The 26819-nt window shown below is 71.6% G+C and carries 23 protein-coding genes and 2 pseudogenes; 12 read left to right on the forward strand and 13 right to left on the reverse strand.

Annotated features, from left to right (window positions below; translation table 11 throughout):
• Positions 1 to 42: 42 nt before the first annotated feature.
• Genes RB628_RS25595 through hypE form a run of 8 tightly spaced genes read left to right on the forward strand, consistent with a single transcriptional unit; the run spans position 43 to position 7297 of the window.
• A complete protein-coding gene (locus tag RB628_RS25595) occupies positions 43 to 1182 on the forward strand; it encodes a 4Fe-4S dicluster domain-containing protein (RefSeq protein WP_318322857.1) in 1140 nt (379 codons plus the stop codon).
• Entirely contained in the window at positions 1179 to 1643 is a 465-nt protein-coding gene (locus RB628_RS25600; protein WP_318322858.1) for a cyclic nucleotide-binding domain-containing protein, read from the forward strand. Before RB628_RS25595 ends, RB628_RS25600 begins: the two co-directional genes overlap by 4 nt.
• Complete coding sequence (locus tag RB628_RS25605) at positions 1640 to 2446, forward strand: FAD/NAD(P)-binding protein (protein WP_318322859.1); 807 nt, start codon at positions 1640 to 1642, stop codon at positions 2444 to 2446. Before RB628_RS25600 ends, RB628_RS25605 begins: the two co-directional genes overlap by 4 nt.
• Complete coding sequence (locus tag RB628_RS25610; RefSeq protein ID WP_318322860.1) at positions 2446 to 3207, forward strand: oxidoreductase; 762 nt, start codon at positions 2446 to 2448, stop codon at positions 3205 to 3207. Before RB628_RS25605 ends, RB628_RS25610 begins: the two co-directional genes overlap by 1 nt.
• Positions 3204 to 4553 carry a Ni/Fe hydrogenase subunit alpha gene (locus RB628_RS25615; protein ID WP_318322861.1) on the forward strand — a complete coding sequence of 450 codons (1350 nt, stop codon included), beginning with the start codon at positions 3204 to 3206 and terminating at the stop codon, positions 4551 to 4553. Before RB628_RS25610 ends, RB628_RS25615 begins: the two co-directional genes overlap by 4 nt.
• Positions 4546 to 5166, forward strand: a complete 621-nt coding sequence (locus RB628_RS25620) for a CBS domain-containing protein (protein WP_318322862.1) — start codon at positions 4546 to 4548, stop codon at positions 5164 to 5166. Before RB628_RS25615 ends, RB628_RS25620 begins: the two co-directional genes overlap by 8 nt.
• Complete coding sequence (hypD, locus tag RB628_RS25625; protein ID WP_318322863.1) at positions 5163 to 6266, forward strand: hydrogenase formation protein HypD; 1104 nt, start codon at positions 5163 to 5165, stop codon at positions 6264 to 6266. Before RB628_RS25620 ends, hypD begins: the two co-directional genes overlap by 4 nt.
• Positions 6263 to 7297, forward strand: a complete 1035-nt coding sequence (gene hypE, locus RB628_RS25630; protein ID WP_318322864.1) for a hydrogenase expression/formation protein HypE — start codon at positions 6263 to 6265, stop codon at positions 7295 to 7297. Before hypD ends, hypE begins: the two co-directional genes overlap by 4 nt.
• Positions 7298 to 7405: 108 nt before the next feature.
• On the opposite strand, the pseudogene RB628_RS25635 reads toward hypE, so the two are convergent.
• The 11 genes and pseudogenes from RB628_RS25635 to RB628_RS25685 form a co-directional block, all read right to left on the reverse strand.
• Positions 7406 to 7798 (reverse strand): annotated as a pseudogene (locus RB628_RS25635) (Hsp20/alpha crystallin family protein); the annotation flags it as partial.
• A 147-nt stretch (positions 7799 to 7945) separates the two neighbouring features.
• Positions 7946 to 8539 carry a hypothetical protein gene (locus RB628_RS25640; protein ID WP_318322865.1) on the reverse strand — a complete coding sequence of 198 codons (594 nt, stop codon included), beginning with the start codon at positions 8537 to 8539 and terminating at the stop codon, positions 7946 to 7948.
• 5 nt (positions 8540 to 8544) lie between these two features.
• On the reverse strand, positions 8545 to 9531 hold the full coding sequence (locus RB628_RS25645) for an Acg family FMN-binding oxidoreductase (protein WP_318322866.1): 987 nt from the start codon (positions 9529 to 9531) through the stop codon (positions 8545 to 8547).
• A 65-nt stretch (positions 9532 to 9596) separates the two neighbouring features.
• Positions 9597 to 10100 (reverse strand): flavodoxin domain-containing protein, encoded by a 504-nt coding sequence (locus tag RB628_RS25650; protein ID WP_318322867.1) that lies wholly within the window; start codon positions 10098 to 10100, stop codon positions 9597 to 9599.
• Positions 10101 to 10131: 31 nt separating this feature from the next.
• Positions 10132 to 10863, reverse strand: a complete 732-nt coding sequence (locus RB628_RS25655) for a CBS domain-containing protein (RefSeq protein ID WP_318322868.1) — start codon at positions 10861 to 10863, stop codon at positions 10132 to 10134.
• A 909-nt stretch (positions 10864 to 11772) separates the two neighbouring features.
• Positions 11773 to 11904, reverse strand: a pseudogene (locus tag RB628_RS25660) (universal stress protein); the annotation flags it as partial.
• A gap of 132 nt (positions 11905 to 12036) precedes the next feature.
• Positions 12037 to 14406 carry a glycoside hydrolase family 65 protein gene (locus tag RB628_RS25665; protein ID WP_318322869.1) on the reverse strand — a complete coding sequence of 790 codons (2370 nt, stop codon included), beginning with the start codon at positions 14404 to 14406 and terminating at the stop codon, positions 12037 to 12039.
• On the reverse strand, positions 14403 to 15176 hold the full coding sequence (locus tag RB628_RS25670; protein WP_318322870.1) for a beta-phosphoglucomutase family hydrolase: 774 nt from the start codon (positions 15174 to 15176) through the stop codon (positions 14403 to 14405). Before RB628_RS25670 ends, RB628_RS25665 begins: the two co-directional genes overlap by 4 nt.
• A gap of 3 nt (positions 15177 to 15179) precedes the next feature.
• Positions 15180 to 16022, reverse strand: coding sequence for a universal stress protein (locus RB628_RS25675; RefSeq protein ID WP_318322871.1), 843 nt, complete (start codon positions 16020 to 16022; stop codon positions 15180 to 15182).
• Positions 16023 to 16218: 196 nt separating this feature from the next.
• On the reverse strand, positions 16219 to 17247 hold the full coding sequence (gap, locus tag RB628_RS25680; protein WP_318322872.1) for a type I glyceraldehyde-3-phosphate dehydrogenase: 1029 nt from the start codon (positions 17245 to 17247) through the stop codon (positions 16219 to 16221).
• 136 nt (positions 17248 to 17383) lie between these two features.
• Entirely contained in the window at positions 17384 to 18076 is a 693-nt protein-coding gene (locus RB628_RS25685) for a response regulator transcription factor (protein WP_318322873.1), read from the reverse strand.
• A 359-nt stretch (positions 18077 to 18435) separates the two neighbouring features.
• Between RB628_RS25685 and RB628_RS25690 the strand changes: the two genes are divergently transcribed.
• Together RB628_RS25690 and RB628_RS25695 are read left to right on the forward strand one after the other, a co-directional pair.
• Positions 18436 to 18861 carry a hypothetical protein gene (locus RB628_RS25690; RefSeq protein ID WP_318322874.1) on the forward strand — a complete coding sequence of 142 codons (426 nt, stop codon included), beginning with the start codon at positions 18436 to 18438 and terminating at the stop codon, positions 18859 to 18861.
• 591 nt (positions 18862 to 19452) lie between these two features.
• Positions 19453 to 20181: a CBS domain-containing protein gene (locus RB628_RS25695; RefSeq protein WP_318322875.1), complete on the forward strand. Its 729-nt coding sequence runs from the start codon at positions 19453 to 19455 to the stop codon at positions 20179 to 20181.
• Positions 20182 to 20337: 156 nt separating this feature from the next.
• Here the strand turns inward: RB628_RS25695 and RB628_RS25700 are convergent, their stop codons facing one another.
• Both RB628_RS25700 and RB628_RS25705 read right to left on the reverse strand, forming a co-directional pair.
• Positions 20338 to 22722 (reverse strand): phosphoketolase family protein, encoded by a 2385-nt coding sequence (locus RB628_RS25700; RefSeq protein ID WP_318322876.1) that lies wholly within the window; start codon positions 22720 to 22722, stop codon positions 20338 to 20340.
• 127 nt (positions 22723 to 22849) lie between these two features.
• Entirely contained in the window at positions 22850 to 23680 is an 831-nt protein-coding gene (locus RB628_RS25705) for a universal stress protein (protein ID WP_318322877.1), read from the reverse strand.
• Between the two features lie 483 nt (positions 23681 to 24163).
• Here RB628_RS25705 and RB628_RS25710 point away from each other — a divergent pair, with 483 nt between their 5' ends.
• Both RB628_RS25710 and cydB read left to right on the forward strand, forming a co-directional pair.
• Entirely contained in the window at positions 24164 to 25705 is a 1542-nt protein-coding gene (locus RB628_RS25710) for a cytochrome ubiquinol oxidase subunit I (RefSeq protein WP_318322878.1), read from the forward strand.
• A gap of 52 nt (positions 25706 to 25757) precedes the next feature.
• Complete coding sequence (gene cydB, locus RB628_RS25715; RefSeq protein ID WP_318322879.1) at positions 25758 to 26753, forward strand: cytochrome d ubiquinol oxidase subunit II; 996 nt, start codon at positions 25758 to 25760, stop codon at positions 26751 to 26753.
• Positions 26754 to 26819 lie beyond the last annotated feature (66 nt).

Consider the following 26819-nt stretch of genomic DNA (forward strand, 5'->3'; position numbering starts at 1 on the left):
ATGGAGGAAGCACGGAACCGCCTCGGAACAAGGAGGACCGTCATGACCGCCACCACAGCCCCGGCCGTACTCGACCGGGACGGTCTGAACGCGCTGGTCGCGGCTCTGGTGGCGCGGGGACGGACCGTGGTGGGACCGACCGTCCGTGACGGCGCCATCGTGCTCGACGAGCTGACCTCCGCGGACGCGCTCCCCTACGGCTGGGGCGTCGAACTGGACGCCGGACGCTACCGGCTCGTCCCCCGCGAGGACGGCGCCGCCTTCGCGCACAGCGCGGGCCCGCAGTCCTGGAAGTCCTACCTGCACCCGGCGCGGGAGCGGTTGTGGAGCGCCGACCGCACACCGGAGGGTGAGGTCACCTTCGCCACCCACGAGCCGGACGTCCCGTCGTACGCCTTCCTCGGCGTCCGCCCCTGCGACCTGCGGGCCATCGCGATCCAGGACCGGGTCCTGACCGGCGGACGGTACGAGGACACCGGCTACGGGCAGCGCCGGTCCAAGGCGTTCCTGATCGCCGCCGAGTGCACCGAGCCCGGCGCGACCTGCTTCTGCGTCTCCACGGGTGGCGGGCCCGCGGCGGACCCCGGGTACGACCTCGCCCTGACCGAGGTGGTGGACGGGGACGGGCACCGGTTCCTCGTGCGCGTCGGCAGCGAGGACGGCGCCCGCCTGCTGGACCAGGTGCCGCACCGCACGGCCGACACGGCCACGGAGGCCGGCGCACGCACTGTCGTGGACGCGGCCCGCGACCGCATGGGCCGCTCGCTTCCCCCGGTCGACCTGCGCACCCTGATGGGCGCGAGCCTCGACGCCGAGCGCTGGGACGACGTCGCCGCCCGCTGTCTGACCTGCAGCAACTGCACGATGGTCTGCCCCACCTGCTTCTGCACCACCACGGAGGAGGTCACCGACCTGACCGGTGACCACACCGAGCGCTGGCAGCACTGGGACTCGTGCTTCGACCTGGACTTCTCGTATCTGCACGGAGGCCCGGTCCGAACCTCGGCCCGCAGCCGCTACCGGCAGTGGCTCACCCACAAGCTCTCCACCTGGCACGACCAGTTCGGCACGTCCGGATGTGTCGGCTGCGGGCGCTGCATCGCCTGGTGCCCGGCCGGCATCGACATCACCGAGGAAGTCGCCGCGCTGCACGCCGAACACGAGACGGAGCCGGAGCGATGACACCCTCGATCACCCTGCGCATGTCGCACGCACTGCCGCCCGAACACCGGGACCAGCTCCTGCGCGCGGCCCGCGAGGCGGACTTCCGGCAGGACGCCCGGCTCTTCGAGGAGGGCGGACGCGCCGACCACTTCTGGATCGTCCGCGACGGCACGGTCGCCCTGGACATGCATGTGCCCGGCCACCGCCCGCCCGTGATCGAGACACTGGGGGTCGGTGACCTGGCCGGCTGGTCCTGGCTGTACGAGCCGTACGTCTGGCAGTTGGGCGCCAGGACCCTGACCCCGGTGCGGGCCTACGAGTTCGACGCCGTGGCCGTACGTCTGATGTGCCTGGACAACGCCGAGTTCGGCCGCTCCGTCGAGCACTGGGTCGGCCGGGTGCTGGCCCACCGGCTGAACGCGGCCCGCGCCCGGCTGGTCGACCTGTACGGGACCTACGAGACGAAGGAAGCGCGATGACCGCCGTACCGGTCCCCCATCGCGTGGTCGCCCGTCGGCCGGAGACCGCGGACACGGTCACGCTGCGACTCGAACCGGTCGGCGCGGCGCTGCCCGACTTCCTGCCGGGACAGTTCGCGATGGTGCACTGTTTCGGCCGCGGTGAGATCCCCGTCTCGGTGAGTTCCGTGCGGGCCACGGGGGGCCTCGCGCACACGGTCCGCTCGGTGGGCGCGGTCTCCGACGGGCTGTGCGCCGCCCGGGTCGGCGACGTCGTCGGCATCCGCGGCCCGTACGGCACGAGCTGGGAGCTGGAGCGGGCGCGCGGCCGCGACGTCCTGGTCGTGGCCGGCGGCATCGGGCTCGCCCCGCTGCGGCCACTGATCCTCGGCGCGCTGGCCGAGCCGGAGAAGTATCGCCGCGTCAACGTCCTGGTCGGGGCTCGTACCCCGGGCGACCTGATCGCCCGCAAGGAAGTGGGGAGCTGGGCCACGGCGTACACCGGAGTGACGGTCGACCAGCCCGCCGCGGACTGGCGCGGGGACGTCGGCGTGGTCACCCAGTTGCTGGGCCGGGCGCACTTCGACCCGGAGGACACGTGGGCGTTCGTCTGCGGGCCCGAGCCGATGATCCGCGCCACCGCCCGCGAACTCACCCACCGCGGTGTGCCCGGCGACCGCATCCGGGTCTCGCTGGAACGGAACATGCGCTGCGCGACCGGGCACTGCGGGCACTGCCAGCTCGGACCGCTGCTGCTGTGCCGGGCGGGGCCGGTCGTGGACTGGGAACTCGCCCAACCCCTGCTCTCAACAAGGGAGTTGTGATGGCACCCACCCTCGCCGTGTTCAAGCTGGCCTCCTGCGACGGCTGCCAGCTCACCCTGCTCGACTGCGAGGACGAACTGCTCGCGCTCGCGAGCGAGGTGGACATCAGCCACTTCCTGGAGGCGTCCAGCGCTGTCGCGCCCGGGCCCTACGACCTGTCCCTGGTCGAGGGCTCGGTGACCACGGCCGCGGATGCCGAGCGGATCCGCGCGATCCGGGCCGCCTCGCGCCACCTGGTGACCATCGGCGCCTGCGCGACCGCCGGAGGCATCCAGGCCCTGCGGAACTACGCGGACGTCGACGAGTACCGGCGTGTGGTCTACGCCCACCCGGAGTACGTCGCCACGCTCGCCACCTCCACACCCGTCTCCGCCCACGTGGACGTCGACTTCGAACTGCGCGGCTGCCCGATCGACCGGCGTCAGCTCATCGAGGTGATCACCGCGTTCCTCGCCGGCCGCAAGCCCGACGTCCCCGACCACAGCGTGTGCTTCGAGTGCAAGCGGCGCGGCACGGTCTGCGTCACCGTCGCCCACGGCACCCCCTGCCTGGGACCGGTCACGCACGCCGGGTGCGGGGCACTGTGCCCGGCGTACCACCGGGGCTGCTTCGGCTGCTTCGGTCCGTCCGGGTCGGTGAACCTGCCCGCGCTGATCCCGCTGCTGCGCCGCGACGGCCTCGACGACGACGCCGTGGAACGGTTCCTGCACACCTTCAACGCCCCCGCGTTCGACGAGATCGGCAAGGAGGTTCGCAAGTGACACATCGCGGATCCCGTGTGCTGCACGTCGGCTCGTTGTCACGGGTCGAGGGCGAGGGCGCGCTGCGCCTGCGTGTGCACGACGGCACGGTCACCGAGGCACGGCTGGAGATCTACGAGCCGCCGCGCTTCTTCGAGGCGTTCCTGCGCGGCCGTTCTCACACCGAGCCCCCGGACATCACGGCCCGGGTGTGCGGGATCTGCCCGGTGGCGTACCAGATGAGTGCCTGCGCGGCGATCGAGGACGCGTGCGGGGTGAGTGTCGGTCCGGTGATCCGTGATCTGCGCCGGCTGCTGTACTGCGGCGAGTGGATCGAGAGCCAGGCCCTGCACATCTACCTGCTGCACGCCCCCGACTTCCTGGGCCGCGCGAGCGCGATCGACCTGGCGCGCACGCACCGGGCCGAGGTCGAACGGGGACTGCGGCTGAAGAAGGCGGGCAACTCGCTGATGGAGCTGCTCGGCGGGCGGGCCGTGCATCCCGTGAACGTCCGCCTCGGTGGCTTCCACCGGGTGCCGACGCGCGCCGAACTGCGGCCCCTGGAAGAGGAGTTGAAGCAGGCACTCGATGACGCCTGGGACACCGTGCGCTGGGTCGCGGGCTTCGAGTTCCCGGACGCACGGGTCGAGGCCGATCTGCTGGCGCTGGCCGAGCCGGACACGTACGCCATCGAGGGCGGGACACCGACCGTCCTTCGCACCGACGGGACCCGGGAGTCCTTCCCCGTGCGGGACTTCACCGGGCACGTCACCGAGACGCACGTCGCGCACTCCACCGCGCTGCACTCGCGGCTCGACGGGCGGCTGCATCTCACCGGCTCCCTCGCGCGGTTCGCGGTCAGCGGCGCGCGGCTGTCGACGGTGGCGCTGCAGGCGGCCGTGGCGGCCGGGCTGGGTGACCCGCGGGAGGGCGCCGTGTGCCGCAATCCGTTCCGGTCGATCCTGGTGCGGGCGGTGGAGACCGTGTACGCCGTCGGCGAGGCGCTGCGGATCATCGAGGCGTACGAGCCGCCCGCGCACCCGTATGCGGAGGTGCCGCCGGTCGCGGGCACCGGACACGGCGCGACCGAGGCACCGCGCGGGCTGCTCTACCACCGCTACGAACTCGACGCCGACGGCATCGTCACCAGCGCGCTGCTGGTGCCGCCCACCGCGCAGAACCAGGGCGCCATCGAGGACGACCTGCGGCGCCTGGCCCAGCGGGCCATCACCGAACACGACCCGGACGACGACGAGTTGACGGCACTGTGCGAGCGGGCGATCCGCAACCACGACCCGTGCATCTCCTGTTCCACCCACTTCCTCGACCTGACGGTCGTCCGCACCCAGGGAGGATGCGATGCCTGAATCTCCGTACACCGTGAGCGACGTGATGACGCACACCGCCGTCGCCGTCGGCAGCGAGGCCTCCTTCAAGGAGATCGTCGGGCTGCTCGACCAGTGGAAGATCAGCGCCCTGCCGGTGCTGGCCGGTGAGGGCCGGGTCGTCGGTGTGGTCTCCGAGGCGGATCTGCTGCCCAAGGAGGAGTTCCGGGACACCGACGAGGGTGAACTCGCGGAGCGGACCAAGGCGGCCGCGCTGACCGCGGGCGAGCTGATGACCAGTCCGGCCGCAACCGTGCACGCGGACGCCTCGGTCGCCGAGGCCGCTCGCATCATGGCCCGCCGCCACGTCAAGCGGCTGCCGGTCGTGAACGGGGTGGGCATGCTGCAGGGCGTGGTCAGCCGCGGCGATCTGCTGAAGGTGTTCCTCCGCTCCGACGAGGAGATCGCCGAGGAGATCCGGCACAGCGTCCTGGGCCACCTCCCGGTCACCACCGTCCTGACGGTCGGTGTGACCGAGGGCGTGGTCACTCTGGGCGGCCCCTTGCCCGACCGCACACTCGTTCCCATCGTGGCGCGAGCGGTACGGGCGGTGGAGGGGGTCGTCGACATCAAGATCGAACTCACGCACCGATGAAGTACCTGGACGAGTACCGCGATCCCGTACTGGCCCGGCGGCTGCTGGGCGAACTGCGGGAGACCGCCACCCGCCCCTGGCGGATCATGGAGGTGTGCGGCGGCCAGACCCACACCCTGGTCCGCCAGGGCATCGACGAGTTGCTGCCCGCCGGCATGCGGATGATCCACGGCCCGGGCTGCCCGGTCTGCGTGACCCCGCTGGAGACCCTGGACCGGGCCATGGCCATCGCCGCCCGCCCCGGAGTGATCCTGACCAGCTTCGGTGACATGCTGCGTGTGCCCGGCACGGACACCGACCTGTTGTCGCTGCGGGCGCGGGGCGCGGACGTCCGCGTGGTGTACGCGCCGATGGACGCCGTCCGCCTGGCCGCCGGGCACCCCGACCGCGAGGTGGTGTTCCTCGCCGTCGGGTTCGAGACGACGGCCCCCGCCAACGCGACGGCGGTGCTGCAGGCGGCCCGTCTCGGGCTCAAGAACTTCTCGGTGCTGGTCAGCCACGTCCTCGTGCCGCCCGCCATGACGGCCCTGCTCGACGACCCCGACTGCGAGGTGCAGGCCTTTCTCGCGGCCGGCCATGTGTGCGCGGTGATGGGCTGGCGCGAGTACGAGCCGATCGCCGCCCGCTACCGGGTGCCCATCGTGGTCACCGGCTTCGAGCCGCTGGACCTGCTGGAGGGCATCCTCATGGTAGTGCGGCAGCTGGAGTCCGGCCGGTACGAGGTGGAGAACCAGTACGTGCGGGCCGTGCAGCGGTCCGGCAACACCGGGGCTCAGGAAGCGGTCCGCGAGGTCTTCCGGGTCACCGACCGGGCCTGGCGCGGCATCGGGGCGCTGCCCGACAGCGGGCTCGAACTCGCCGAGGAATACCGGGAGTTCGACGCGGTCCGGCGCTTCCACGTCAGCGGGCTGTGCCCCGTCGAGGACCCGGAGTGCATTGCCGGTGCCATTCTCACCGGGGCCAGGCTGCCCACCGACTGCGCCGCGTACGGCACGCGTTGCACGCCCCGCCATCCCCTCGGCGCGCCCATGGTGTCGTCCGAGGGCACCTGTGCCGCTTTCCACGCGGCCGGACGCACTCCCACGAGGAGCACGGCATGACCATCCAGTGCCCCACCCCGAAGCACGAGGAAGAGGTCGTGCTCCTCGGCCATGGCGCCGGTGGCCGTCTCACCGCCGAGCTGCTCGACGAGCTGGTCCTGCCCGCCCTCGACGGCGCCCCGGGCCCGCTGGAGGACGCGGCACTGCTGCCCGGCTACCGGGAACTGGTGATGAGCACCGACAGCTTCGTGGTCAGCCCGCTGTTCTTCCCCGGCGGGGACATCGGTTCCCTCGCCGTCCACGGCACGGTCAACGACCTCGCCATGCGGGGCGCATGGCCACTCGCCCTGTCCGTCTCCCTCATCGTGGAGGAGGGGTTGCCGCTGGCCGAACTCCGCGCCGTCCTCGGCTCGTTGGGCAAGGCCGCGCAGGCTGCCGGAGTCCCCGTCGTCACCGGGGACACCAAGGTCGTGGGGCGCGGCGCGGCCGACAAGCTCTTCATCAACACCACCGGTGTCGGGCAGCGGCACGGCTCCCTGCGGCCCTCCGCCGCTCTCGCCCGCCCCGGTGACGCGGTGCTGCTCTCCGGGCCGGTCGGGCTGCACGGGACGACCGTGCTCAGCACGCGTGAGGGCCTCGGCTTCGAGAGCGACATCGCCTCGGACAGCCGGCCGCTGCACCGGCTAGTGCGCACCCTGGCGCCGATCGGCGCCGACGTCCACGTACTGCGTGACCCCACCCGGGGCGGACTCGCCGCCACCCTCAACGAGATCGCCCACGACTCGTCCGTCGCCGTCGAGATCGAGGAGAGCGCCGTGCCCGTGCCCGAGGCTGTCGCCTCTGCCTGCGATCTGCTCGGCCTCGACCCGCTGGTCGTCGCCAACGAGGGCTGTCTGGTCGCCTTCGTCGCCGCCGACGCGGCAGGGGACGCGCTGGCCGCGATGCGGTCCGTGGACGAGGGTGCGCGGGCGGTGCGGATCGGTGAGGTGCTGCCGGGCGGGCCGGAGGGACGGGTGACCCTGCGGACGCTGGTGGGGGCCCGGCGGATCGTGGACATGCCGCTCGGGGAACAGTTGCCCCGTATCTGCTGAGCACAGGCGCACGACGGCGTCCGCGCGCCCGGTCCTCCCCAGAGCCCCGGACGCTCGGACGTGTCGCGGCACGTGCCCTGTTCGGCCGTGCCGCACCTTGATGGACGTGGCGCCCGTCCTCCTCTCGGGCACCGGGACCGTGATGGTCAGGACGCCGTCCTTGCACTCGGCGGTCGCCCGTCGCCCGTCGCCCTTCACGCCCGCGGGCAGCCGGACGGAGCGGGCGTGGGTGCCGTGGCGGAAACCGGTGCGGTGCTTCCCCTCGGTCTCCGCACCGCGCTCGGATCGCAGCCTCAGCGCACTCCCCTCCACGGTGCTCTCGGCGTCCTTGGCGGTGTCGAGGGCTGGAGGCCCGGCCCGCAGCACGTACGTCCCCTCCGTCAGGTGTTCCTCGACGTGTATGCCGTGGAGCCCCGGAACCGCGTGCGTCCCGGGAAAGCCGGACTCGGCCCCGCCGAACAGGTCGGGCAGCGCCGGCCGGCCCGGCAGCCGTTCGATCACGCCGGTCGTGGCCCGCTCCGGCGCCGGGGTGCCCTCTGGTTCCTCATCGAGCCTTCTGCTCCGGCCCGGACGCGCCGAGTGCCGACCAGTGCGAACCTCTGACCCGGTCGGGCCCTGGGGATGGGGTCCGGTGTCGTCCCGACCGTGTCAGCCGGTCCTCCGTCCCCACTGCGGGCCCACGTCGGCCCACTCCGTGTCCCACTGCGCCAGCCGTCGCCGGTCCAGCCGCGCGCATCCGCCCCAGCCGACGAGCACCACCGCTGCACCGGCACCCGCGGCGGCCACGGAGCCCATGACGACGCCCTCGAGTTCGGCCTGGTCGGCACTCGGAGGCGCGGGCATCAGACGGCCCTCGTCGTCCAGCCATACCGTGGTCGTGCTCCCGGCCCCGCTGCCGGGCTCGACCCGGGTCACGCCCCTCCGGGCCGTTCCGTCCGGACCTGACCACGTGACGGTCGCCCACGCCCGGTCGCCGCCGGCGCCCTCAGCCGCGGTCGGGGACCGCGCCACGTCCTCGGTGAGCACGGCGGGCACGGGTTGCCGTTGGGCCCGCAGGCCGTTCATGTTCCGCTCGACGGCGTGGGCGGTCATGACACCCGAGACGACGGCCGCCAGTATCGCGAGCGCCCACGTCACAACCAGCAGCCAGGCCTCGACGAGATAGCTGCGGCGCCTGAGCGGGCTGCGGCGCAGCCGCCATCCCAGCCGTCCGACCGGCTTTCCGCGTGTGGTCCCGGTCATCGTCGTCACCGGGCCGGATCGCCGTCGCGGACCAGCAACTCGACGGGCGGGCGCCGCGGGGTGGACCACGTCCGAGTGGTACGGCCGAGGCACAGGATCACCTGCGGGAACCGGCCCCCGGTCAGATGCGTTCGCAGCTCCGCCCGCAGCACGGGCAGTTCGAGGGGCTGGGTGTGAAAGGCCGCCATCACGTGATGGGCGGCCGCATACAGCAGGACACGCTGGAGCGCCTGACCCGACCGCAGCCAGTCCTGGCGGCCGTCGCAGTGCGTGGACAGCACGGCCACGGTGCCCGTCCGCCGGGTCCATCTCCGAGGCCGGCGGGCGGACGGCCGGGCGACGCCCAGGTAGTCGCGGCCGGCCAGCAGCGTGTGGTCGGGGTGATGACGGCAGGCCTCGGCGGGTATTCCGTACGGACCCACGCATCGCGTCAGCTCGGCGTTGCGGTCGGGATCCGCGCGGTGTGCGTTCTCGGCGATGCGCACCAGGTCCGTGACCAGCCGGAGCTTCTCCGGCTCGTCGACGACCTGGAGCACGGCACCCTCGGCCCGGGCGTGGTCGCGCAGTTCGTCCAGGAGTGTGTCCGGCACCGGGTCGGGTCCGAAGGGCCCGCGGTGGGTGCGCCGCCGGGGCATCGCGCGGGCCATCAGTGCCTCGTCGGGGGTCGCCGGGACGTGGGCGGCGTAACCCACATGGGCGAGAAACGCGGAGTTCCCGGGCTCCGGCAGGAGGTCGACCACGGGCCGGAACCCGAGCCGGCCGACCGCGATCCGCACGTTGAACAGAGCCGCCCCGCAGGCGATGACCGCCTCTCGGCCGCCCGGGTCGGTCAGCATCATCCGCTGCCGGTCGCTCGTGTGCACCTCGAAGCCGTGGTCGTGGCCCTCCTCGGCGAAGAACCACGGCTGGCTGTTGTGCAGCGAGGGCGCCAGGGAAGCGGCGCGGGCCAGGTGGAGAGCCGCCCGGCCGGGGCTCTCGTACGTCAGGGACATGATGCATCCACCCTTCGTGAAACCTCCTGGCTCGCCGGGCTTTCCTCGGCAGCCTCCGGAGGGGATCAGCCCTTCTCCCCCGCCAGTTCGTCGGCGATGTGCCTCGCCCACTCCTCGATCCGGGGGAAGTCCCGGAAGTCGCCCCCCTTTCCGTTGCGGAGGATCCCCCCTGCGATCCATCCCTTCGTGCCCTCTTCGAGGCAGCCGCCGAAGGTGATGTGCTCCCTGGCGCCGAGCCGGATCATGGCCCGCTTCACACCGGGAACGGGCGGGATGTCCCGTTCCGTGGCCGAGGGGTCGAGCGGGCCGCTGCTGAACATCCACAGCGGGCGTCCGGCCAGTGCGAGGCGGTGGTGGCGGACGAAGCGGCGGGCGTCCTTGTGCCAGCGCCCGGCGTACAAGCCGCCTCCGACCACTACGGCCTCGTACGACGCCACGCTCGCCACGGACCGGGCGGGCAGTACATCGACACTCAGCCCGTCCTTGCGCAGTACCTTGGCCACAGCCTCGGCGATCTCGGCGGTCGACCCGTTCGTCGTCCCGTGGGCGACCAACACGCTGCTGGGCATGGCGGTCCGCCTCCCTCTCCTGTTGTGCGGGTCAGATCCTGCGCAGCCAGTCGTCCGCGACACCGTGCAGCGCCTGCTCGGCGGGCTTGAGCTGCGTGTCGTCCAGCCGGTAGGTGAGTTCGTCGACCACAGCGACCACGCCGTCGGTCTGACGTGTCATGGAGACGGCGATCTCCGTCTCGCTCTTGCGTTCCATTTGGCCCGAGAGCGTGACCACACCCTCCGCGACGAAGACATCTGTGCCACGCGGTGGCAGCCACAACGTCCGGACGAGGACCTCGTTGATGACCGTGTCACGGATCTCGGCGTCCGGCCGCAGGAAGACCTGAAGCACGTCGCGCCGGCTGACGATACCGACGAGCCGCTGTTCCTCGTCGAGGACGGGAAGCCGTTCGACGCGGCGCTGGGCCATGGTCCGGGCGGCCTCGACGATGGTGTCGTCGGCATTGACCGTGACAGGCGGCGCGGTCATGAGCCGGCCCGCCGTGCGGGCTTCGGCCTTCACTGCCCGCCTCCGGGCGCTGCGCGTCAGGCCGGCCAGGCGGAAGCGGCGCTTCGGCTCGTAGGGATCGGGGGTCGCCGCCTGCCGGAGCATCAGGTCCGTCTCGGAGATGACGCCGATGACCTTCTCGTCCTCGTCGACCACGGGCAGTCCGCTGATCCGGTGGTCGGCGAGCAGCCGGGCCACTTCCTTGAACGTAGTGCTGTACGTGGCGCGGACGACCTCGGTGGTCATCACGGAGCCGACCTTGTTGTGCTTCATGGCTGTTTCTCCTCGGCGGGGGACCTGCGTGGACGGACAGGGGTCCTGGGGCCTGCGGGGCAGCAGGCGTACGCCTCGGCCGGCTGCGGCATTGCGCTCGCCGTGCGGACAGGCGCAGCAGGAGTGGAGAGGCTCTCGACACGGGCGGTCGGGACGAGGGGCCCGGTAGCGGGGATGCTTCGGGGCGCAGGCCCGGTCGACGGCCGGCTCGTGATGCTGTCCGCGAGCGCGGCATCGAACGTGGGCCTGCTGAACGCGTCGTCCGTCATCGCGGGCTCCTCCGGGTCTCCTGACACTCAGAGGGTCCAACGGAACGGGACGAAGCCCCATGGGCTGTCCGGGGGCGGAAAGTGGGCCGATCGGCCCTCGAAAAGAGCCCGGGTTCCCGGCGTCGCAGGTCCAGTCCCAGCCCGCGGGGCGGACTGCTGCCGGGCGGTCCCGTCGTGCGGCTCCGGGGCCGCGAAGATGCCGTGGCCGGAGTACGGCGGCAGGTTCCAGCCGTTGAGGCCCCGCAGAACGGCATGCGTCGGGCGGCCGCGTCCAACGCGAAGTCGATCACCCCGTCGCCAGGGCGGTGGGAGGCCCACGGCCGCTCCGCCCTCCGGCACCCGCACAGGGCCGTACGGCCTGCAGCGGCGCACCATCCGACCCGGGTGGTGCGCGAGGTGCATCGGTGGGTCACCGGACAACTCCAGCCGCACGAGTGGGCCGCGGAACACCTGCTCTCCCCTGCCCTCGCCGGCACGCTCGGCGGTCCGCCGGCGGAACGACTCGACGACCTGCGTGTCTGTCCCACGGGCTGCACACCGTCCTGCGCCCGCGCTTCGCCACGAGGAAGAGAACCGCTTCTCCCTCGCGCCGTGGACCGGGCCACGCACCGCGGCATTCCGGTCACTCGTGGGATACGGCTCAGTCGTGGGGTACGACCGCCACGGGGCAGCCGACGTGACGGATGGCGGCGTGGGTGACAGGGCCGGTTCGCGGGCCCAGCGGGCGCTCGGCGAGCCGGTGTCCCACGACGAGCAGACTGTCACTGCCAGCGTCACACCACGCAGGGCCGGCGGGTATGGGCCTCCAGGTCTTGGCGTGGGGCCATCCGGCCCACGCGCGGCCCGGGTTGACCGAACCACGCCCCGCACGTGTGCCCGCGGTGCGGGCGACCGAACGTGACCGTCACTCCGGGAGCGCCAGTCGCCCCGTCTCCCCCGGCTGGAGGCGCACCGCGTGGTCCGGCAGCCGCACGTCGATCGGCGAGCCGTCGGAGGACGGCACCGCGATCTCCATCAGCCCGCGCTCCAGCCGCAGCCGCACGCCCCAGTGACCCTGGTAGCGCACGGCGAAGCCGTACGAGGACAGCTCCGGCAGCGGCACCGGGTCGAGCCACAGAGCCCCGCTCCTCGTCTCCAGGCCGGTGAGGCCGCGCTGGACGAGGTCGAGGGTGCCGGCCATGGCACCCAGGTGGATGCCCTCGCCGGTGGTACCCCCCTGCACGTCGGCGATGTCGCCCTGGAGGGCTTCCTGGCAGAACTTCCACGCCTCTGCCCGCCGGGCACGGGCCAGTACCCAGCCGTGGACCAGACCGCTGAGGGTGGAGCCGTGGCTGGTGCGGTGCAGGTAGTGGTCGACGGTACGGCGCCAGGTGTCCTCGTCGAGAGGTACGCCCAACCGACGGAACAGGCCCTGCAGTTCGGCCGGGGAGAAGAGGTAGCCGAGCATCAGGACGTCGGCCTGCTTGGAGGCCTGGAAGCGGTTGACGCTGTCGCCCTCCGCCTCCAGGATCCGGTCGAGGCGCCGGATGTCGCCGTACCGCTGCCGGTAGCCGTCCCAGTCGAGTTCGGCGAGCTCGCCGTAGCCCTCGAACTGGCTGATGACGTCGTCGTGGAAGGGCACGTGAAGGGTGCGGGAGACGTCCTCCCAGAGTTCGAGTTCGCCCCCGTCCAGCCCCGCGCGTTCGACGAGTTCGCGGCGTCGCGGCTCGGGCAGGGTCTCCAGCAGTTCCAGGGCACGGGCGAGCACCCAGGCGGCGGTGACGTTGGTGTACGTGTTGTCGTCGAGGCCTGGTTCCGGCGCTCCGGGGTACGCCTCGTGGTACTCGTCGGGGCCGACCACGCCCTTGATACGGTGCCGGCCGAGGGACTCGTCGTAGGTGGCCGAGTCCGCCCAGAAGCGGGCGATCTGCAGCAGCATCTCCGCGCCCTTGGTGTGCAGGAACTCGGTGTCGCCGCTGGCCTCGCAGTACTGCCACACGTTGTAGGCGATCGCCGAGCCGACGTGGTGCTGGAGCCGGGAGTGGTCGGGCAGCCAGCGCCCCGAACGGGGGTTGAGATGAAGCTGCTGGGTCTCCTCCCGTCCGTCGCTGCCGGACTGCCACGGGTACATCGCACCCCTGCGGCCCGCCGACCGGGCGGCCGTACAGGCCTGTTCGAGGCGTCGGTGGCGGTAGCGGAGCAGGCCGCGCGAGACCTCCGGGAAGTGCAGGTTGAGGTAGGGCAGGACGAACAGCTCGTCCCAGAAGACGTGTCCGCGGTAGGCCTCGCCGTGCAGGCCCCGGGCAGGCACGCCGACGTCGAGGTCGGCGGTGTGCGGGGAGAGGGTCTGCAGTACGTGGAAGAGGTGCAGGCGCAGGACGCGGCCCGATTCCCCGGGAACTTCGAGGTCGGCCCTGCGCCAGAGCTGGTCCCAGGCGGTCAGGTGCGACTCGAGCAGTTCGTCGAAGCCGGGCGCCTGACCCACCCGGTCGACGGCGGCGTACAGCGGGTCACTGATCGCGGGGTCGCGGGAGGTGTGCAGGGCGACGGTCTTGTCCACGGTGACGGTGCGGCCCGGGGCCAGGTCGAGGGTCATCTCCTGGATGGCGTAAGGGATTTCGTGGCGGATGGTGACGGCTGCGTCGGCGGTGACGCGGGCTGCCATGCCGATGCGGATGTCCGAGGTCCGGGTGCGGCAGCGCAGCCACACCGTGTCGGGGTCCGCGGTGCCGGTGTGCAGGTGGGTCAGGTGGTCGCCGTCCAGATCGCGGTAGCGCGCCACGCCTGAGTTGGTGACGCTGCCGTCGAGGGCCGCCTCCACGTCGAGCGGGCCGGAGAAACCCTCGGCGGTGAACTCGGTTCGCAGGGCGGCGAGATGAGGGTCGGCCATGTGCACGAGCCGTTGCTGACGAATCGTCAGTTTCTGTGCACCGCCGAAGTCGTAGCATGTCCGGCGCTCCAACAGCCCTGCGGACAGATGCAGGATCTCGCGATGGTCGAGCACGGTCGCGGTGTCGGGAGTGAGCCACGGACCGCCGCTCCGGCGGTAGCGCAGGGGTAGCCAGTTCGGGACGTTGACCATGTCCTCGTTCTCGACCTGACGGCCCGCCACGTCGGAGGTGAGCCGGTTGTAGCAGCCGGCCACATAGGTGCCGGGGTAGTGCACCTCGTCGGCGGCACACTCCGGCAGTGCTCCACGCGTGGCGAAGTAGCCGTTGCCCAGGGTGCACAGGGACTCACGCAGCCGCTCGTCGGCGGGCCGGTAGCCCTCGTACTCCCAGCTGAAGCCCGTCACTTCGGCGCTCCTTCCGCGACCAGCTCTCCGAGGTCGCGCACGACGATGTCGGCACCGTGCCGCAGCAGTCGCGCCCCGGTGTCCTCACCCGCGAGGCGGTCCACGCCGACCACCAGCGCGAACCCGCCTCGCCGCCCCGCCTCCACACCCGCCAGGGCGTCCTCCACGACGACGGCCCTGTCGGCGGGGACACCGAGTCGGCGGACCGCCTCCAGGAACAGATCGGGCTCCGGCTTGCCCGCCAGGCCCAGCCGGGCCGCCTCGCCGCCGTCCACCAGGATGTCGAAGAGGTCGAGGACCCCGGCCCGGCTCAACAGCTCACCGGCGTGGCGGGAGGCGGAGGCCGCGGCCCGGGGAACCCCCGCCCGGCGCAGGGCACGCACCAACCGTACGGTGCCCGGATACGCGTCGACGCCGTGCTCGTGCAGCCGCTGCACGAACAGGCGCTCCTTCTGCTCCGCGACGGCATGCACGGTCTCGGGCGACGTCTCGATGCCGCGAGCGGCGAAGAAGGCGGCGGCGCCGTCGAGGCGGGATTTTCCGTCGACATGGCGCACATAGTCGTCCCGTACGTCGAACGGGCGGCTCCGGTCGGCGTCCTCGGACGGGTGGGCGCGCAAATAGGCGTCGAACGCCGTCTTCCACGCCGCAGCGTGCACCCGGGCGGAGTCGGTGATCACTCCGTCGGTGTCGAAGACGACGGCCCGAACGTTGCGCAGAACCGGGGCGAGCGCGTCGCGGGAGGTCACAGGGGTGCGAGGGGACTTCATGCCTCACACCTCCTGCGGCACGATCGCGACCGGACACTGCGCGTGATGCAGCAGTGTGTGCCCCACGCGGCCGAGCTGGAGACCGAGGGGGCCGGACCGGCGCCGGGCCCCGACGATCACGAGGTCCGCGGCGGCCGACCGGTTCAGCAGCACTCTGCGGGCCGGTCCTTCCACCACGGCACGGCGCACATGGGCCTTGGGACGGTCCGCCATGGCGTCGTGGAGCAGGGTGTCGAGCAGCGCCGACGCACGTTCCTCGTGACCGGCGGTCTCGTGTGCGGGACAGCGCCATGCGCGTACGACATCGAGGGTGCACCCGCGCGCCCCGGCCTCGCGCAGAGCGAACCGCAGCGCCTCACCGCCGGCCGCGGGCTCCCCGGCGCCCAGCAGAATCCGCTCGTGGCTGCCCGCCAGGCCGGCCTTGTCGCCGCGCACCACGATCACCGGGCACCGGGCACGGCCCGCCACGACCAGGGAAACGGACCCGAGGAGCAGGCCCGCCAGCCCACCGCGGCCACGCGATCCCGTCACCAGGGCGGAGGCGTTGTGACCCTCGCGCAGGAGCGCGGACACGGCATCCTCGGGAACAGCCTCCGCGAAGACCTTCACATCGGGATTGTGCCGCCGGGCGCGCTCCACCGCGACGCCGAGGACGCGCTCCGCCATCTCATGCTCCGACAGGCGTCCGGGACTGCCGGACGGGGCGGCGTCTTCGTAGCGTTCCCACAGGGAGGCGTACACCAGCCGCAGCGGCACACCGTGCCGGGCCGCTTCGTCCGCCGCCCAGTCGACCGCCACAAGGCTCGCATCCGATCCGTCGACCCCCGCGACCAGGGGTAGCGCCATCGTCCCCACCGCCTCTCGTCGGGTTGCGCAGGCCTGCACCCACAAGGCTTCACCGCCACCGTGGCATCCGCGAGGGGGAGGCCGGAAGGGCGGTTCCGGCCTCGGCACGGGACGTTCGGCCCGGCAGGGCCCCACCCGGGCGACTGGGGCCGCTCGGCCCGCCTGCCGCCCCGGCCGGAAGATCGAACCGGTTCTGTCAGCTCTGCGGAAGCCGGGCGGCGACGTACTCGGTGAGGTCGAGCAGGCGGTTGGTGTAGCCCCACTCGTTGTCGTACCAGCCGAACACCTTCACCAGGTTTCCGTGGGCCTGGGTGAGCGGAGCGTCGAAGACGCAGGAGGCGGGGTCGCCGACCACGTCGCGGGAGACGATCGGGGCGTCGGAGACTCGCAGGATGCCCTTCAGAGGCCCGTCGGCCGCCTCCCGGAAGACGGAGTTGATTTCGCCGACGGTCACCTCCCGGTCGAGCACCAGAGTCAGGTCGGTCAGGGAACCGTCCTCGACCGGCACACGTACAGCGATGCCGTCCAGGGTGCCGGACAGCTCCGGCAGCACGAGTCCGACCGCGCGGGCGGCGCCGGTGCTGGTCGGGATGATGTTCACGGCGGCGGTGCGGCCACGGCGCAGGTCCTTGTGCGGGCCGTCGAGAACCACCTGGTCGTTGGTGTAGCCGTGGATGGTGGTCATCAGGCCCTTGTCGATGCCGAACCGCTCGTCGAGCACCTTGACCATCGGCGCCACGCAGTTGGTGGTGCAGGAGGCGTTGGACACCACGTGGTCCCGGTCGGGGTCGTACGTGCTCTCGTTGACGCCCATGACGATCGTGGCGTCGACTCCCCTGCCCGGCACGGACAGCAACACCTTGCGCGCCCCGGCCTTCAGGTGCCGGCCGGCGTCCTCGCGGCTGCGGAAACGGCCGGTGGACTCGATGACGACGTCCACACCGAGCTCACCCCAGGCCAGGGCGGCGGGGTCGCGCTCGGCGGTCACGGCGATGCGATGCCCGTCCACGGTGATCGAGTCGTCGTCATGTTCGACGGCGCGGCCGAGACGGCCGTACGTCGAGTCGTACGCCAGCAGGTGGGCGAGGGCCTCCGGCGAGGTGATGTCGTTGATGGCCACCACCTCGACGGACGTGCCCGCCCCGGCCTCCGCGCGCTCCAGCACACAGCGCAGGTAGTTGCGTCCGATGCGGCCGAAGCCGTTGATGCCCACGCGCACGCTCATGTCCGTTGTCCTCCCGATCGATCCGTTTCCGGTGTGCGCTGCCAGCCTGCCCGCAGGGGACCGGTTCGGACTTGGGCCGTCCGGGGGCCAGGTGAGGGACGTTCGGCCCGGCGGGACCTCCGGGCCGAACGGACCGTCAGGCCCCTTTGTACTTGAGCCGGTCCTTGGCCTGGGTGGCGATGACGGCGGCCTGGATGCGCCGCTCCACGCCGAGCTTGGCCAGTAGTCGGGAGATGTGGTTCTTGACGGTCTTCTCGGCGAGGTAGAGCCGCTGGCCGATCTGACGGTTGGTCAGTCCCTCGCCGATCAGGGCGAGGATCTCCTGCTCCCTGCCGGTCAGGCCGGGCAGCGCGTCGGGTTCCTCTTCCTTCCGCTGGTCGTTGCGCAGGCGGGTCAGCAGTTTCGTGGTGGCGCTCGGGTCGAGCAGGGACTGGCCCGCGGCGACCGTGCGTACGGCGGAGACCAGGTCCGATCCCTGGATCTGCTTGAGCACGTATCCGGAGGCTCCGGCCATGATCGAGTCGAGAAGTGCCTCCTCGTCGTCGAACGAGGTCAGCATCAGGCAGGCCAGGTCCGGCATGCTCGAACGCAGTTCCCGGCACACGGTGATGCCGTCGCCGTCGGGGAGGCGTACATCGAGGACGGCGACGTCCGGGCGCAGGGCGGGGACGCGCGCCAGGGCCTGTTCGACATTGGCTGCCTCGCCGACCACGGTGATGTCGGGCCGGTCGTCCAGCAGGTCGCGCACCCCCCGCCGTACGACCTCGTGGTCGTCCAGCAGGAAGACCCGGATCGGGGTCTCGGGCGCGGTCTGCTCACTGTCCGTCATCGACGGCTCCTGTCCTGCGTCGTCTGTCTCCCGCACCGGAATCCGCCTGGTGCGCGGAGCCGGTCCTTCTGTGTGAAGGATCCTGCGTGATTCCGGGCCGAAGGGCCAGAGCCGACCGGTCATTCGCCCTCTGTCGGTGCCGAACGCTGTGGGAACGGGCGGGCCCCGGCCGGCAGGGCCAGCCCGTCCGGCATCGCCGTCGGCAGCCGGGTCGGTGGGAGCCCGCCCCACGAGGGGGCCGGCCGTGATCACGACGGGACCCACGGCCCGTCGACCGGGGCCGATCGGCCCTGGGGCCACGGCCGGCCTCGGCGAAAGGGTGGAGCCACAGAGGACGAGAACGAGAAGGAGTGGTCTGCATGACCGGCAGGGACGCTGGAATCCGCGACACCGCCGCTGTTGTCCGGGTACGGGCCGAAGGAGAGGTCGGTGAGGAAGCCCTCGCATACACCCGTTCCAAGATCGACGCTGTCATGAGCCGGCCGGGACTGCCGGCGGTCACCGGCGAGGTGCGGATCGCCAAGGCGGCGGCCCATCACGCCGGGCACCCGTGGTCGGCAGTGGCCGACCTCCGCGTGGGCCGCACCGTCGTGGTCGTCCACGCGCAGGAGGCCACCAGCCAGGAAGTCACCGACCGGCTGCAGGACCGGCTGCGCCGTCAGCTGGAGCGAGCGGCACACGGGGGCGACGCCGCCCGGCCGGTCAGCCCGCCCTGGCGGGGCAGGCAACAGGCCGGAGGCCCCGCGGGCCGCGGCGCGGGACAGCAGGACACGCGCTCGGAGTGACCCGCCCGGGCAGAAACCCGTGCGGTGCCCGGACCGCGGCGCCCTTGCAGGGTCGGCGCCCTCGGCCCCGGCCACGCGTGGCTGGTGACGGCGGGAACGTACGCCCCGATGCTGCGCCACTACGGGCAGCCGCTGTGGCTCGCTCCGGTGCTGCCGTTCACCGCTTCCTGTCCCTCCTCATGTGCCGACGGCGATCGTCGCCAGTAGGCAGGGCACCGCCCGGGTCCGGCCGGGCCGAACCGTCACGGACCTCGGCCCCGGCGACGTTCCGCGTCCCCGCCGCCCTCGGAACAGTGAATCGTGGCAGCTGTCGTCCGAGGTGAGGGCGGTTCGGCCCGACGACTCGGGACCAGTTGGCCCCTGCACCGTCCAGCCGGTGCGAGGGAGGCTGAAAAGGCATCCGGGGAGCCGGCCACCCGGGACGGTCCAACGGGACAGCAGCGGTCGAACGGCCGCCCCCACCCGCGAGTTCCGGCCCCCGATGCCCACCCGCAGGAGCAGGACGCCCTGCGGGGATCCGCCGGCCCCCAGCGGCCGCACGCGAAGGACACCGGTTGCGCTCCGCGCGCACCGGCGGCGAAGGGAACTTCCATGAAGACCTCCAGAGTCGGCGAGGTGATGACCTCCGAGGTCGTCGGAGCACGCCGGGAGACTCCGTTCAAGGACGTGGCGCAACTGCTGGCCCGGCACCGGATCAGCGGCGTGCCGGTGGTGGACGCCGACGACAAGGTCCTCGGCGTGGTCTCCGAGACCGACCTGATACGCCGGCAGGCGGCTCGGGCCGGACAGGACCAGCGGGCACGCCGCTTCCGGCTGCCGGCGCTGCGCCGGAAGTCGCGTTTCGCGGTTGCCGGGGCCCGTGCCATGACCGCGGGGCAACTGATGTCGACCCCTGCGATCACCGTTCATCCGGAGCAGCCCGTCGCGGACGCCGCACGGGTCATGGAGCGCCACCACATCGAACGGCTGCCGGTGGTGGATGAGGAGGACCGTCTGATCGGCATTGCCACCCGCCGCGACCTGCTGCGGGTCTTCCTGCGCACCGACGAGGAGATCCGTCAGGAGATCGTCGACGAGGTCCTGACGCGCGCCATGTGCCTGCCGCCCCACACCGTCATCGTCTCCGTCCACGACGGTACGGCCACGCTGGAGGGCCGTCTGGAACGCCGCAGCGACATCCCGCTGGTCGTCCAGCTGGTCTGGCGGGTGGACGGTGTGGTGGGCGTGATGAACAGCCTCACCTTCCGGATGGACGACACCCACCCGCCCGAGAAGCACCCGTCGCGCCGGATCGCCCACCACTGGCTGCCCGAGCGGTAGTCCCCGGCACGACGGAGGGGTCTCACGACCTCCTGGGACAGTCGGGCCGCGGCATGTGCCTGGGCGGTCGCCCACCCCCGGACACTCGGTCCGCATCCGCCCCGGCCCGATCACCGGCATCCGGTTCACCGCCGCGCCCCGTCTCCTCCTGTGCGTTCAGCCGTCCCAGGTCCAGTCGGCGACCTCGGGGAGATCGACACCGTGTTCACGGATCCAGTCGTAGTGGCGCAGCCGGGTGTCTTCCATCAACTGCCGTACGGGGGCCGCCCGCACGGCCAGGCCCGGGACACGGTCGATGACGTCCATCACCAGGCGGTAGCGGTCGAGGTCGTTGCTGACGACCATGTCGAACGGCGTGGTGGTGGTACCGATCTCCTTGTAGCCGCGTACGTGCATGTTCCCGTGGCCGGTACGGCGGTAGGCGAGCCGGTGGATCAGCCACGGGTAGCCGTGGTAGGCGAAGATCACCGGCTTGTCGCGGGTGAACAGCGCGTCGTAGTCGGCGCCGGGCATGCCGTGCGGATGCTCCTCGGCGGGCAGCAGCCTGGCCAGGTCGACGACGTTGACGACCCGGACGGCCAGCTCCGGCAGATGGGTGCGCAGCAACTGTGCGGCGGCCAGCACTTCCTGCGTGGGGACGTCCCCGGCGGCGGCGAGTACGACGTCCGGCTCCCGTTCGCCGCTCTCCGTACCGGCCCACTCCCAGATCCCGGCGCCCCGGGCGCAGTGGGCGTGGGCCTGGTCCATGGTGAGCCAGTCGAAGCAGGGCTGCTTGCCGGCGACCACGACGTTGACGTAGTCGCGGCTGCGCAGCACGTGGTCGGCGACCGACAGCAGGGTGTTGGCGTCCGGCGGCAGATAGACCCGTACGACTTCGGGGCTCTTGCTGAGGACATGGTCGATGAAGCCGGGGTCCTGGTGGGAGAAGCCGTTGTGGTCCTGGCGCCAGACGTGCGAGGTCAGCAGGTAGTTGAGGGAGGCGATGGGCGCGCGCCAGGGAAGCCGGCGAGTGACGCGCAGCCACTTGATGTGCTGGTTGACCATGGAGTCGACGATGTGGACGAAGGCCTCGTAGCAGGAGAACATCCCGTGCCGGCCGGTGAGAAGGTAGCCCTCCAGCCAGCCCTGGCAGGTGTGTTCGGAGAGGATCTCCATCACCCGGCCGTGCCGGTCCAGGTGCTCGTCGACGGCGAGGGTCTGGGCCTGCCAGGCCTTGCCGCTCGCGTCGAAGACGGCCTGGAGCCGGTTGGAGGCGGTCTCGTCGGGGCCGACGAGACGGAAGTCACGGCGGCCGCTGGTGTCACGCATGACGTGCTCCAGCAGGTCGCCGAGGACCCGGGTGGGCTCGTGCAGTGTCGTGCCCGGCTTGTCGACCGCGACGGCGTACCGGTCCAGCTCCGGCAGGGGCAGTTCGCGCAACAGCAGCCCGCCGTTGGCGTGCGGGGTGGACCCCAGGCGCCGGGCGCCCTCGGGAACGCAGGCCAGCACCTGTTCGCGGGGGCGGCCGTGCTCGTCGAAGAGTTCCTCGGGCTGGTACGAGCGCAGCCAGGTCTCCAGCTGCCGCAGGTGCTCGGGGTTGTCCCGGACGGCCGACAGCGGGACCTGATGGGCACGCCAGGTGCCCTCCACGGGAAGGCCGTCGACCTCGGCGGGTCCGGTCCAGCCCTTCGGGGTGCGCAGCACGATCACCGGCCAGTGGGCCCGCTGCGTCGCGCCCTCTTCGCGCGCGCTGTTCTGGATGAGCGCGATGCGGTCCAGGGCGTCGTCCATGGCGGCGGCCATGGCGCGGTGCACGGTCAGCGGATCGTCACCGGTGACGTGGATCGGAAGGTGACCGTAGCCCCGCAGCAGGTCGTCGAGTTCGGACTCCGGCAGGCGTGCCAGCACCGCCGGATTGGCGATCTTGTAGCCGTTGAGGTGCAGGATCGGCAGTACGGCCCCGTCGTGGACCGGGTCGAGGAACTTGTTGGAGTGCCAGGAGGCGGCCAGTGGCCCGGTCTCCGCCTCACCGTCGCCGATCACGCAGGTGACGAGGAGACCGGGGTTGTCCAAGGCAGCCCCGTAGGCGTGCGAGAGCGAGTAGCCCAGCTCGCCGCCTTCGTGGATGGAGCCCGGCGTCTCGGGCGCCACGTGGCTGGGGATCCCGCCGGGGAACGAGAACTGCTTGAAAAGGCGAGCCATACCGGCGGCGTCCCGGGTGATGTCCGGATACGTCTCCGTGTACGAGCCCTCCAGCCAGGAGTTGGCCACCACGGCGGGCCCGCCGTGTCCCGGTCCCCAGATGCACAGGGCGTCCTGGCCGCGGGCCTTGACCACGCGGTTGAGATGGGTGTGGACCAGGTTGAGGCCCGGGGACGTGCCCCAGTGGCCGAGCAGTCGCGGCTTGATGTGCTCAGGGCGCAGCGGCTCGGTCAACAGTGGGTTGGACATGAGGTAGATCTGGCCCACGGACAGGTAGTTCGCGGCGCGCCAGTGGGCGTCCAGCGTCCTCAGCTCGTCGTCCGTGAGCCGGGCGGGCGCCTGCTGGGTGTCGACGGACATAGGGGGTTCCCTTCCGGGTCGGGGCGTGGGCCGGCGTACGTGCCGGTCCGCACCTGCCCACTCTCCGCCCCTCCACCGAGTGCCCGACAGGGCCAACCGGGCCATCCCTCGGAGCGCGTGGTGCCGTTCACCCGGTCGGCACGACGACCACCGGGCAGTGGGAGTGGTTCACCAGGGTGTGCGCGACCTGTCCCGGCTGCGGGCCGCTCCGACTGGTGCGGCGGTGGGCACCGATGACGACGATGCCGGCCTCGCGGGTGGCCTCCAGGAGTGCCTGCGCCGGGTCGGTGCGGACCGTGCGGGTCTCGATTCCGATCTCGGGGTGGTGCTCCCTCAGCCGGGCCATGACGAAGCGCGCCACGGCCTCCTCCTCCCGTTCCTGCTGGGCGAGTTGTCGCTGTCCCGGGCTGGTCGCGGGCACGAGCGAGGGCAGTTCGGGGGTGACGTGCCGGTGGGTCCAGGAGTGCAGGACGCGCAGACGGGTGCCGCGACGCTCCGCCTCCTCGAAGGCGTAGGCGGCCGCGTCCGCGTCGGTGTCGTCGGCCAGGCCCAGCAGCACCTCGCCACCGTCCCCGCACGGGTGATCACCGCGTACGACCAGCAGCGGACTGTGCACGTGCGCGGCCAGACGCCGGCTCACCGAGCCGAGCAGCAGACCGGTGAGCCCGCCCAGTCCGCGGGTGCCGACGACGGTGAGCGCGGCGCCCTCGCTCTCGCGCGTCAGCGCGTCCACGGCGCCGCCCTCCACGGCCGACGCCACGACCGGCAGATTCGGGTGACGCGCTCGGACCCGGGAAGCGGCCGACGCCAGGATCGGTCCGGCCTCGTCGCGGTCGGGCACGGCGTACACGACGTGGAGCGCGGCACCACGCCGCGCCGCCTCTTCCGCTGCCTGGTCCAACGCCCGTACGGCGACCAGCGAGCCGTCAACTCCGACGGCCACGTAGTGGAGCGTCATGATGCCATTCCCTTCTGTTCCGTGCTCGGGTGCCTGGTGTTCGGCGGGAAGGGGCCGAGGACGGTGGCGAGTTGGCCGCCGGCCGGCTCGACCGGGTCCCACGGTGGGTCCATTGACGATGCTCGTCGTCGCGTGACTCGCGGGGCAGGGGCCGTGAGCACCTGCCGACGTGCCGTGCGGCCCCTTGCCGGAGGGCCGAACGGCCTCGGTCGCGGCAGGGAGCACAGGGCCGGGAAGAAGCGGCGAAGGCGTGGCTGTCGACCGTGCGTCCTGAGCCCCCGCAGTGCCATTGGGCCCAGAGGAAGGCCGGGCACTGTGGTCCGTTCGGCCCCATTGTCAGGACCGTACGGCGCATCCCTGGCGGTACGCCCGACCGCGAAGGTGTCGTCCACGGGCCGGCGCCTTCCGTGGCCGGGCCGGCCGTTTCCCCCTGCCGACCCCCGTACCGGGGTGCGCGCGACCCCGTACACGAGGAGGCCCGCCGTGGAACTGGCCCTGGCTCAGGAGACCGTGGCCCGATGGCAGTTCGGCATCACGACCGTCTACCACTTCCTGTTCGTCCCGCTCACCATCAGTCTGGCCTTCCTCGTCGCGGGGCTGCAGACCGCCTGGGTGCGCACGGGTAAGGACAAGTACTTCAAGGCCACCCGCTTCTGGGGCAAGCTCTTCCTGATCAACGTCGCCATGGGCGTGGCCACCGGCATCGTGCAGGAGTTCCAGTTCGGCATGAACTGGTCCGACTACTCGAAGTTCGTCGGTGACGTCTTCGGGGCCCCGCTCGCCATGGAGGCCCTGCTCGCGTTCTTCTTCGAGTCCACCTTCATCGGCCTGTGGATCTTCGGCTGGGACAAGCTGCCCCGGAAGATCCACCTGGCCTGCATCTGGCTGGTGGCCGTCGGAACGTTCCTCTCGGCGTACTTCATCCTGGCCGCCAACTCGTGGATGCAGCACCCGGTCGGATACGAGGTCAACGAGGCCACCGGCCGCGCCGAGCTCAACGACATCGCGGCCGTGCTGTTCCAGCAGACCACGCTGGTCGTCGTCTTCCACACCCTCACCGCGGCCTTCCTCACGGGCGGCGCGTTCATCGTCGGCATCGCCGCGTACCAGCTGCGCCGCGCCGGGAAGGCGGCGAAGCCGGATACTCCCGGCCGGATCGCCGCCATGCGCACATCGCTCCGGCTCGGCCTGGTCACGGTCGTCATCGCAGGTCTCGGCACGGCGGTCAGCGGCGACGCGCTCGCCAAGGTGATGTACGAGCAGCAGCCCATGAAGATGGCAGCCGCCGAAGCCCTCTGGGAGACGGAGGAATCGGCGCCCTTCTCGCTTTTCGCGTACGGCGACGTCGACGAGGGCCGCAATACGGTCGAGGTCGAGATACCCGGCCTGCTGTCCTATCTGGCCAAGGGCGACTTCACCTCGCCAGTGCCGGGCATCAGCACCGTCGAGGCGCTGCAGAAGGCGCAGTACGGCGATCTCGCCGACGACTACAAGCCCAGCATCCCCACCGCCTACTGGTCGTTCCGCTGGATGATCGGCTTCGGTATGGCCTCCTTCGCGATCGGCCTCGCCGGCCTGTGGCTGACCCGGCAGAGGCGCTCGCTTGCCGCCGACCGGCGGCGCGGCGAGGACGAGGTCCCGCTGCTGATGCTCACCCCGAGCCGTGAGCTGGGCCCGTTCATGAACACCTGGGCCTGGCGGCTGGCCGTTCTCACCATGGGCTTTCCGCTCGTCGCCAACTCCTTCGGCTGGATCTTCACGGAGATGGGCCGCCAGCCGTGGAGCGTGTACGGGCTGATGACCACCGCCGACGCGGTCTCGCCCAGTGTCTCCGTCGGGGAGCAGATCACCTCGCTGGGCGTCTTCACCGTCCTGTACGCCGTACTGGCCGTCGTCGAGGTGCGGCTGCTCGTCAAGTACGCCAAGGCGGGCCCGGCCGACGAACTGCCGCCGCCGGAGGTTCCCTCCCTGCGCGGCCCGTCCGCCGACGAGGACACCGGCCGCCCGATGACCTTCGCCTACTGAGCCCCACCGGGACCTTCCGAAACCTGCCGGAGACACGGAGAGAGACACGGCCATGGAGTTGCACGACGTCTGGTTCACCCTGATCGCCGTCCTGTGGATCGGCTACTTCTTCCTGGAGGGTTTCGACTTCGGGATCGGCATCCTCACCAAGCTGCTCGCCCGCGGCGAGGCCGAGCGCCGGGTGCTCATCAACACAGTCGGCCCGGTCTGGGACGGCAACGAGGTGTGGCTGCTCACCGCGGGCGGCGCCACCTTCGCCGCGTTCCCGGTCTGGTACGCCACCCTGTTCAGCGGCTTCTACCTGCCGCTGCTGGCCATTCTGGCCTGTCTGATCGTCCGTGTCGTCGCCTTCGAGTACCGCGGCAAGCGCGACGACGCCCGGTGGAAGCGCAACTGGGAGCACGCGCTGTTCTGGACCTCCCTGCTGCCCGCGTTCCTGTGGGGCGTGGCCTTCGCGAACATCGTCCACGGCGTGAAGATCGACGCCGAGGGCGAGTACGCCGGCACGGTCCTCGACCTGCTCAACCCGTACGCCCTCCTCGGCGGCCTCGTCACCCTCGCCCTGTTCACCTTCCACGGCGCGGTGTTCGCGGCGCTCAAGACGCGCGGCGACATCCGTGACCGCGCTCGCGCACTGGCCGGCCGGGCAGGTCTCGCCACCGCCGGGCTCGCGCTGGTCTTCCTGCTGTGGACCCAGACCAGCGGCGGCAACGTCCGCAGCTTCGTCGCGCTCGTCCTCACGGTCTGCGCGCTGCTCGGCGCGCTCGCCGCGAACCAACGGGCCCGCGAGGGCTGGGCGTTCGCTCTCTCCGGCGTCACCGTCGCCGGGGCCGTCGCGATGCTCTTCCTCGCGCTCTACCCGGACGTCATGCCGTCCAGCCTGGACCCGGCATGGAGTCTGACGGTGAGCAACGCATCCTCGTCGGCGTACACGCTGAAGGTCATGACCTGGGTGGCGGCGATCATGACGCCGGTGGTGCTGCTCTACCAGAGCTGGACCTACTGGGTGTTCCGCAAGCGCGTCGGTGTCGAGCACATCCCGGCCTGAACGCACGAACCGGTCGTGTCCCGCCTCGTGGTGTAAGCGACCTTGCTCGACGCGTTCCGGCAGGCC

Source organism: Streptomyces sp. ADMS (assembly GCF_033441795.1).
Taxonomy (GTDB): Bacteria; Actinomycetota; Actinomycetes; order Streptomycetales; family Streptomycetaceae; genus Streptomyces.

Excerpts from the sequence above, each read along its gene's own strand:
- RB628_RS25595 (WP_318322857.1), top strand. The coding sequence starts at position 43 with ATGACCGCCACCACAGCCCCGGCCGTACTCGACCGGGACGGTCTGAAC.
- RB628_RS25600 (WP_318322858.1), top strand. The coding sequence starts at position 1,179 with ATGACACCCTCGATCACCCTGCGCATGTCGCACGCACTGCCGCCCGAA.
- RB628_RS25605 (WP_318322859.1), top strand. The coding sequence starts at position 1,640 with ATGACCGCCGTACCGGTCCCCCATCGCGTGGTCGCCCGTCGGCCGGAG.
- RB628_RS25610 (WP_318322860.1), top strand. The coding sequence starts at position 2,446 with ATGGCACCCACCCTCGCCGTGTTCAAGCTGGCCTCCTGCGACGGCTGC.
- RB628_RS25620 (WP_318322862.1), top strand. The coding sequence starts at position 4,546 with ATGCCTGAATCTCCGTACACCGTGAGCGACGTGATGACGCACACCGCC.
- hypD (WP_318322863.1), top strand. The coding sequence starts at position 5,163 with ATGAAGTACCTGGACGAGTACCGCGATCCCGTACTGGCCCGGCGGCTG.
- hypE (WP_318322864.1), top strand. The coding sequence starts at position 6,263 with ATGACCATCCAGTGCCCCACCCCGAAGCACGAGGAAGAGGTCGTGCTC.
- RB628_RS25640 (WP_318322865.1), bottom strand. The coding sequence starts at position 8,539 with ATGACCGGGACCACACGCGGAAAGCCGGTCGGACGGCTGGGATGGCGG.
- RB628_RS25645 (WP_318322866.1), bottom strand. The coding sequence starts at position 9,531 with ATGTCCCTGACGTACGAGAGCCCCGGCCGGGCGGCTCTCCACCTGGCC.
- RB628_RS25650 (WP_318322867.1), bottom strand. The coding sequence starts at position 10,100 with ATGCCCAGCAGCGTGTTGGTCGCCCACGGGACGACGAACGGGTCGACC.
- RB628_RS25655 (WP_318322868.1), bottom strand. The coding sequence starts at position 10,863 with ATGAAGCACAACAAGGTCGGCTCCGTGATGACCACCGAGGTCGTCCGC.
- RB628_RS25670 (WP_318322870.1), bottom strand. The coding sequence starts at position 15,176 with ATGAAGTCCCCTCGCACCCCTGTGACCTCCCGCGACGCGCTCGCCCCG.
- RB628_RS25675 (WP_318322871.1), bottom strand. The coding sequence starts at position 16,022 with ATGGCGCTACCCCTGGTCGCGGGGGTCGACGGATCGGATGCGAGCCTT.
- gap (WP_318322872.1), bottom strand. The coding sequence starts at position 17,247 with ATGAGCGTGCGCGTGGGCATCAACGGCTTCGGCCGCATCGGACGCAAC.
- RB628_RS25685 (WP_318322873.1), bottom strand. The coding sequence starts at position 18,076 with ATGACGGACAGTGAGCAGACCGCGCCCGAGACCCCGATCCGGGTCTTC.
- RB628_RS25690 (WP_318322874.1), top strand. The coding sequence starts at position 18,436 with ATGACCGGCAGGGACGCTGGAATCCGCGACACCGCCGCTGTTGTCCGG.
- RB628_RS25695 (WP_318322875.1), top strand. The coding sequence starts at position 19,453 with ATGAAGACCTCCAGAGTCGGCGAGGTGATGACCTCCGAGGTCGTCGGA.
- RB628_RS25700 (WP_318322876.1), bottom strand. The coding sequence starts at position 22,722 with ATGTCCGTCGACACCCAGCAGGCGCCCGCCCGGCTCACGGACGACGAG.
- RB628_RS25705 (WP_318322877.1), bottom strand. The coding sequence starts at position 23,680 with ATGACGCTCCACTACGTGGCCGTCGGAGTTGACGGCTCGCTGGTCGCC.
- cydB (WP_318322879.1), top strand. The coding sequence starts at position 25,758 with ATGGAGTTGCACGACGTCTGGTTCACCCTGATCGCCGTCCTGTGGATC.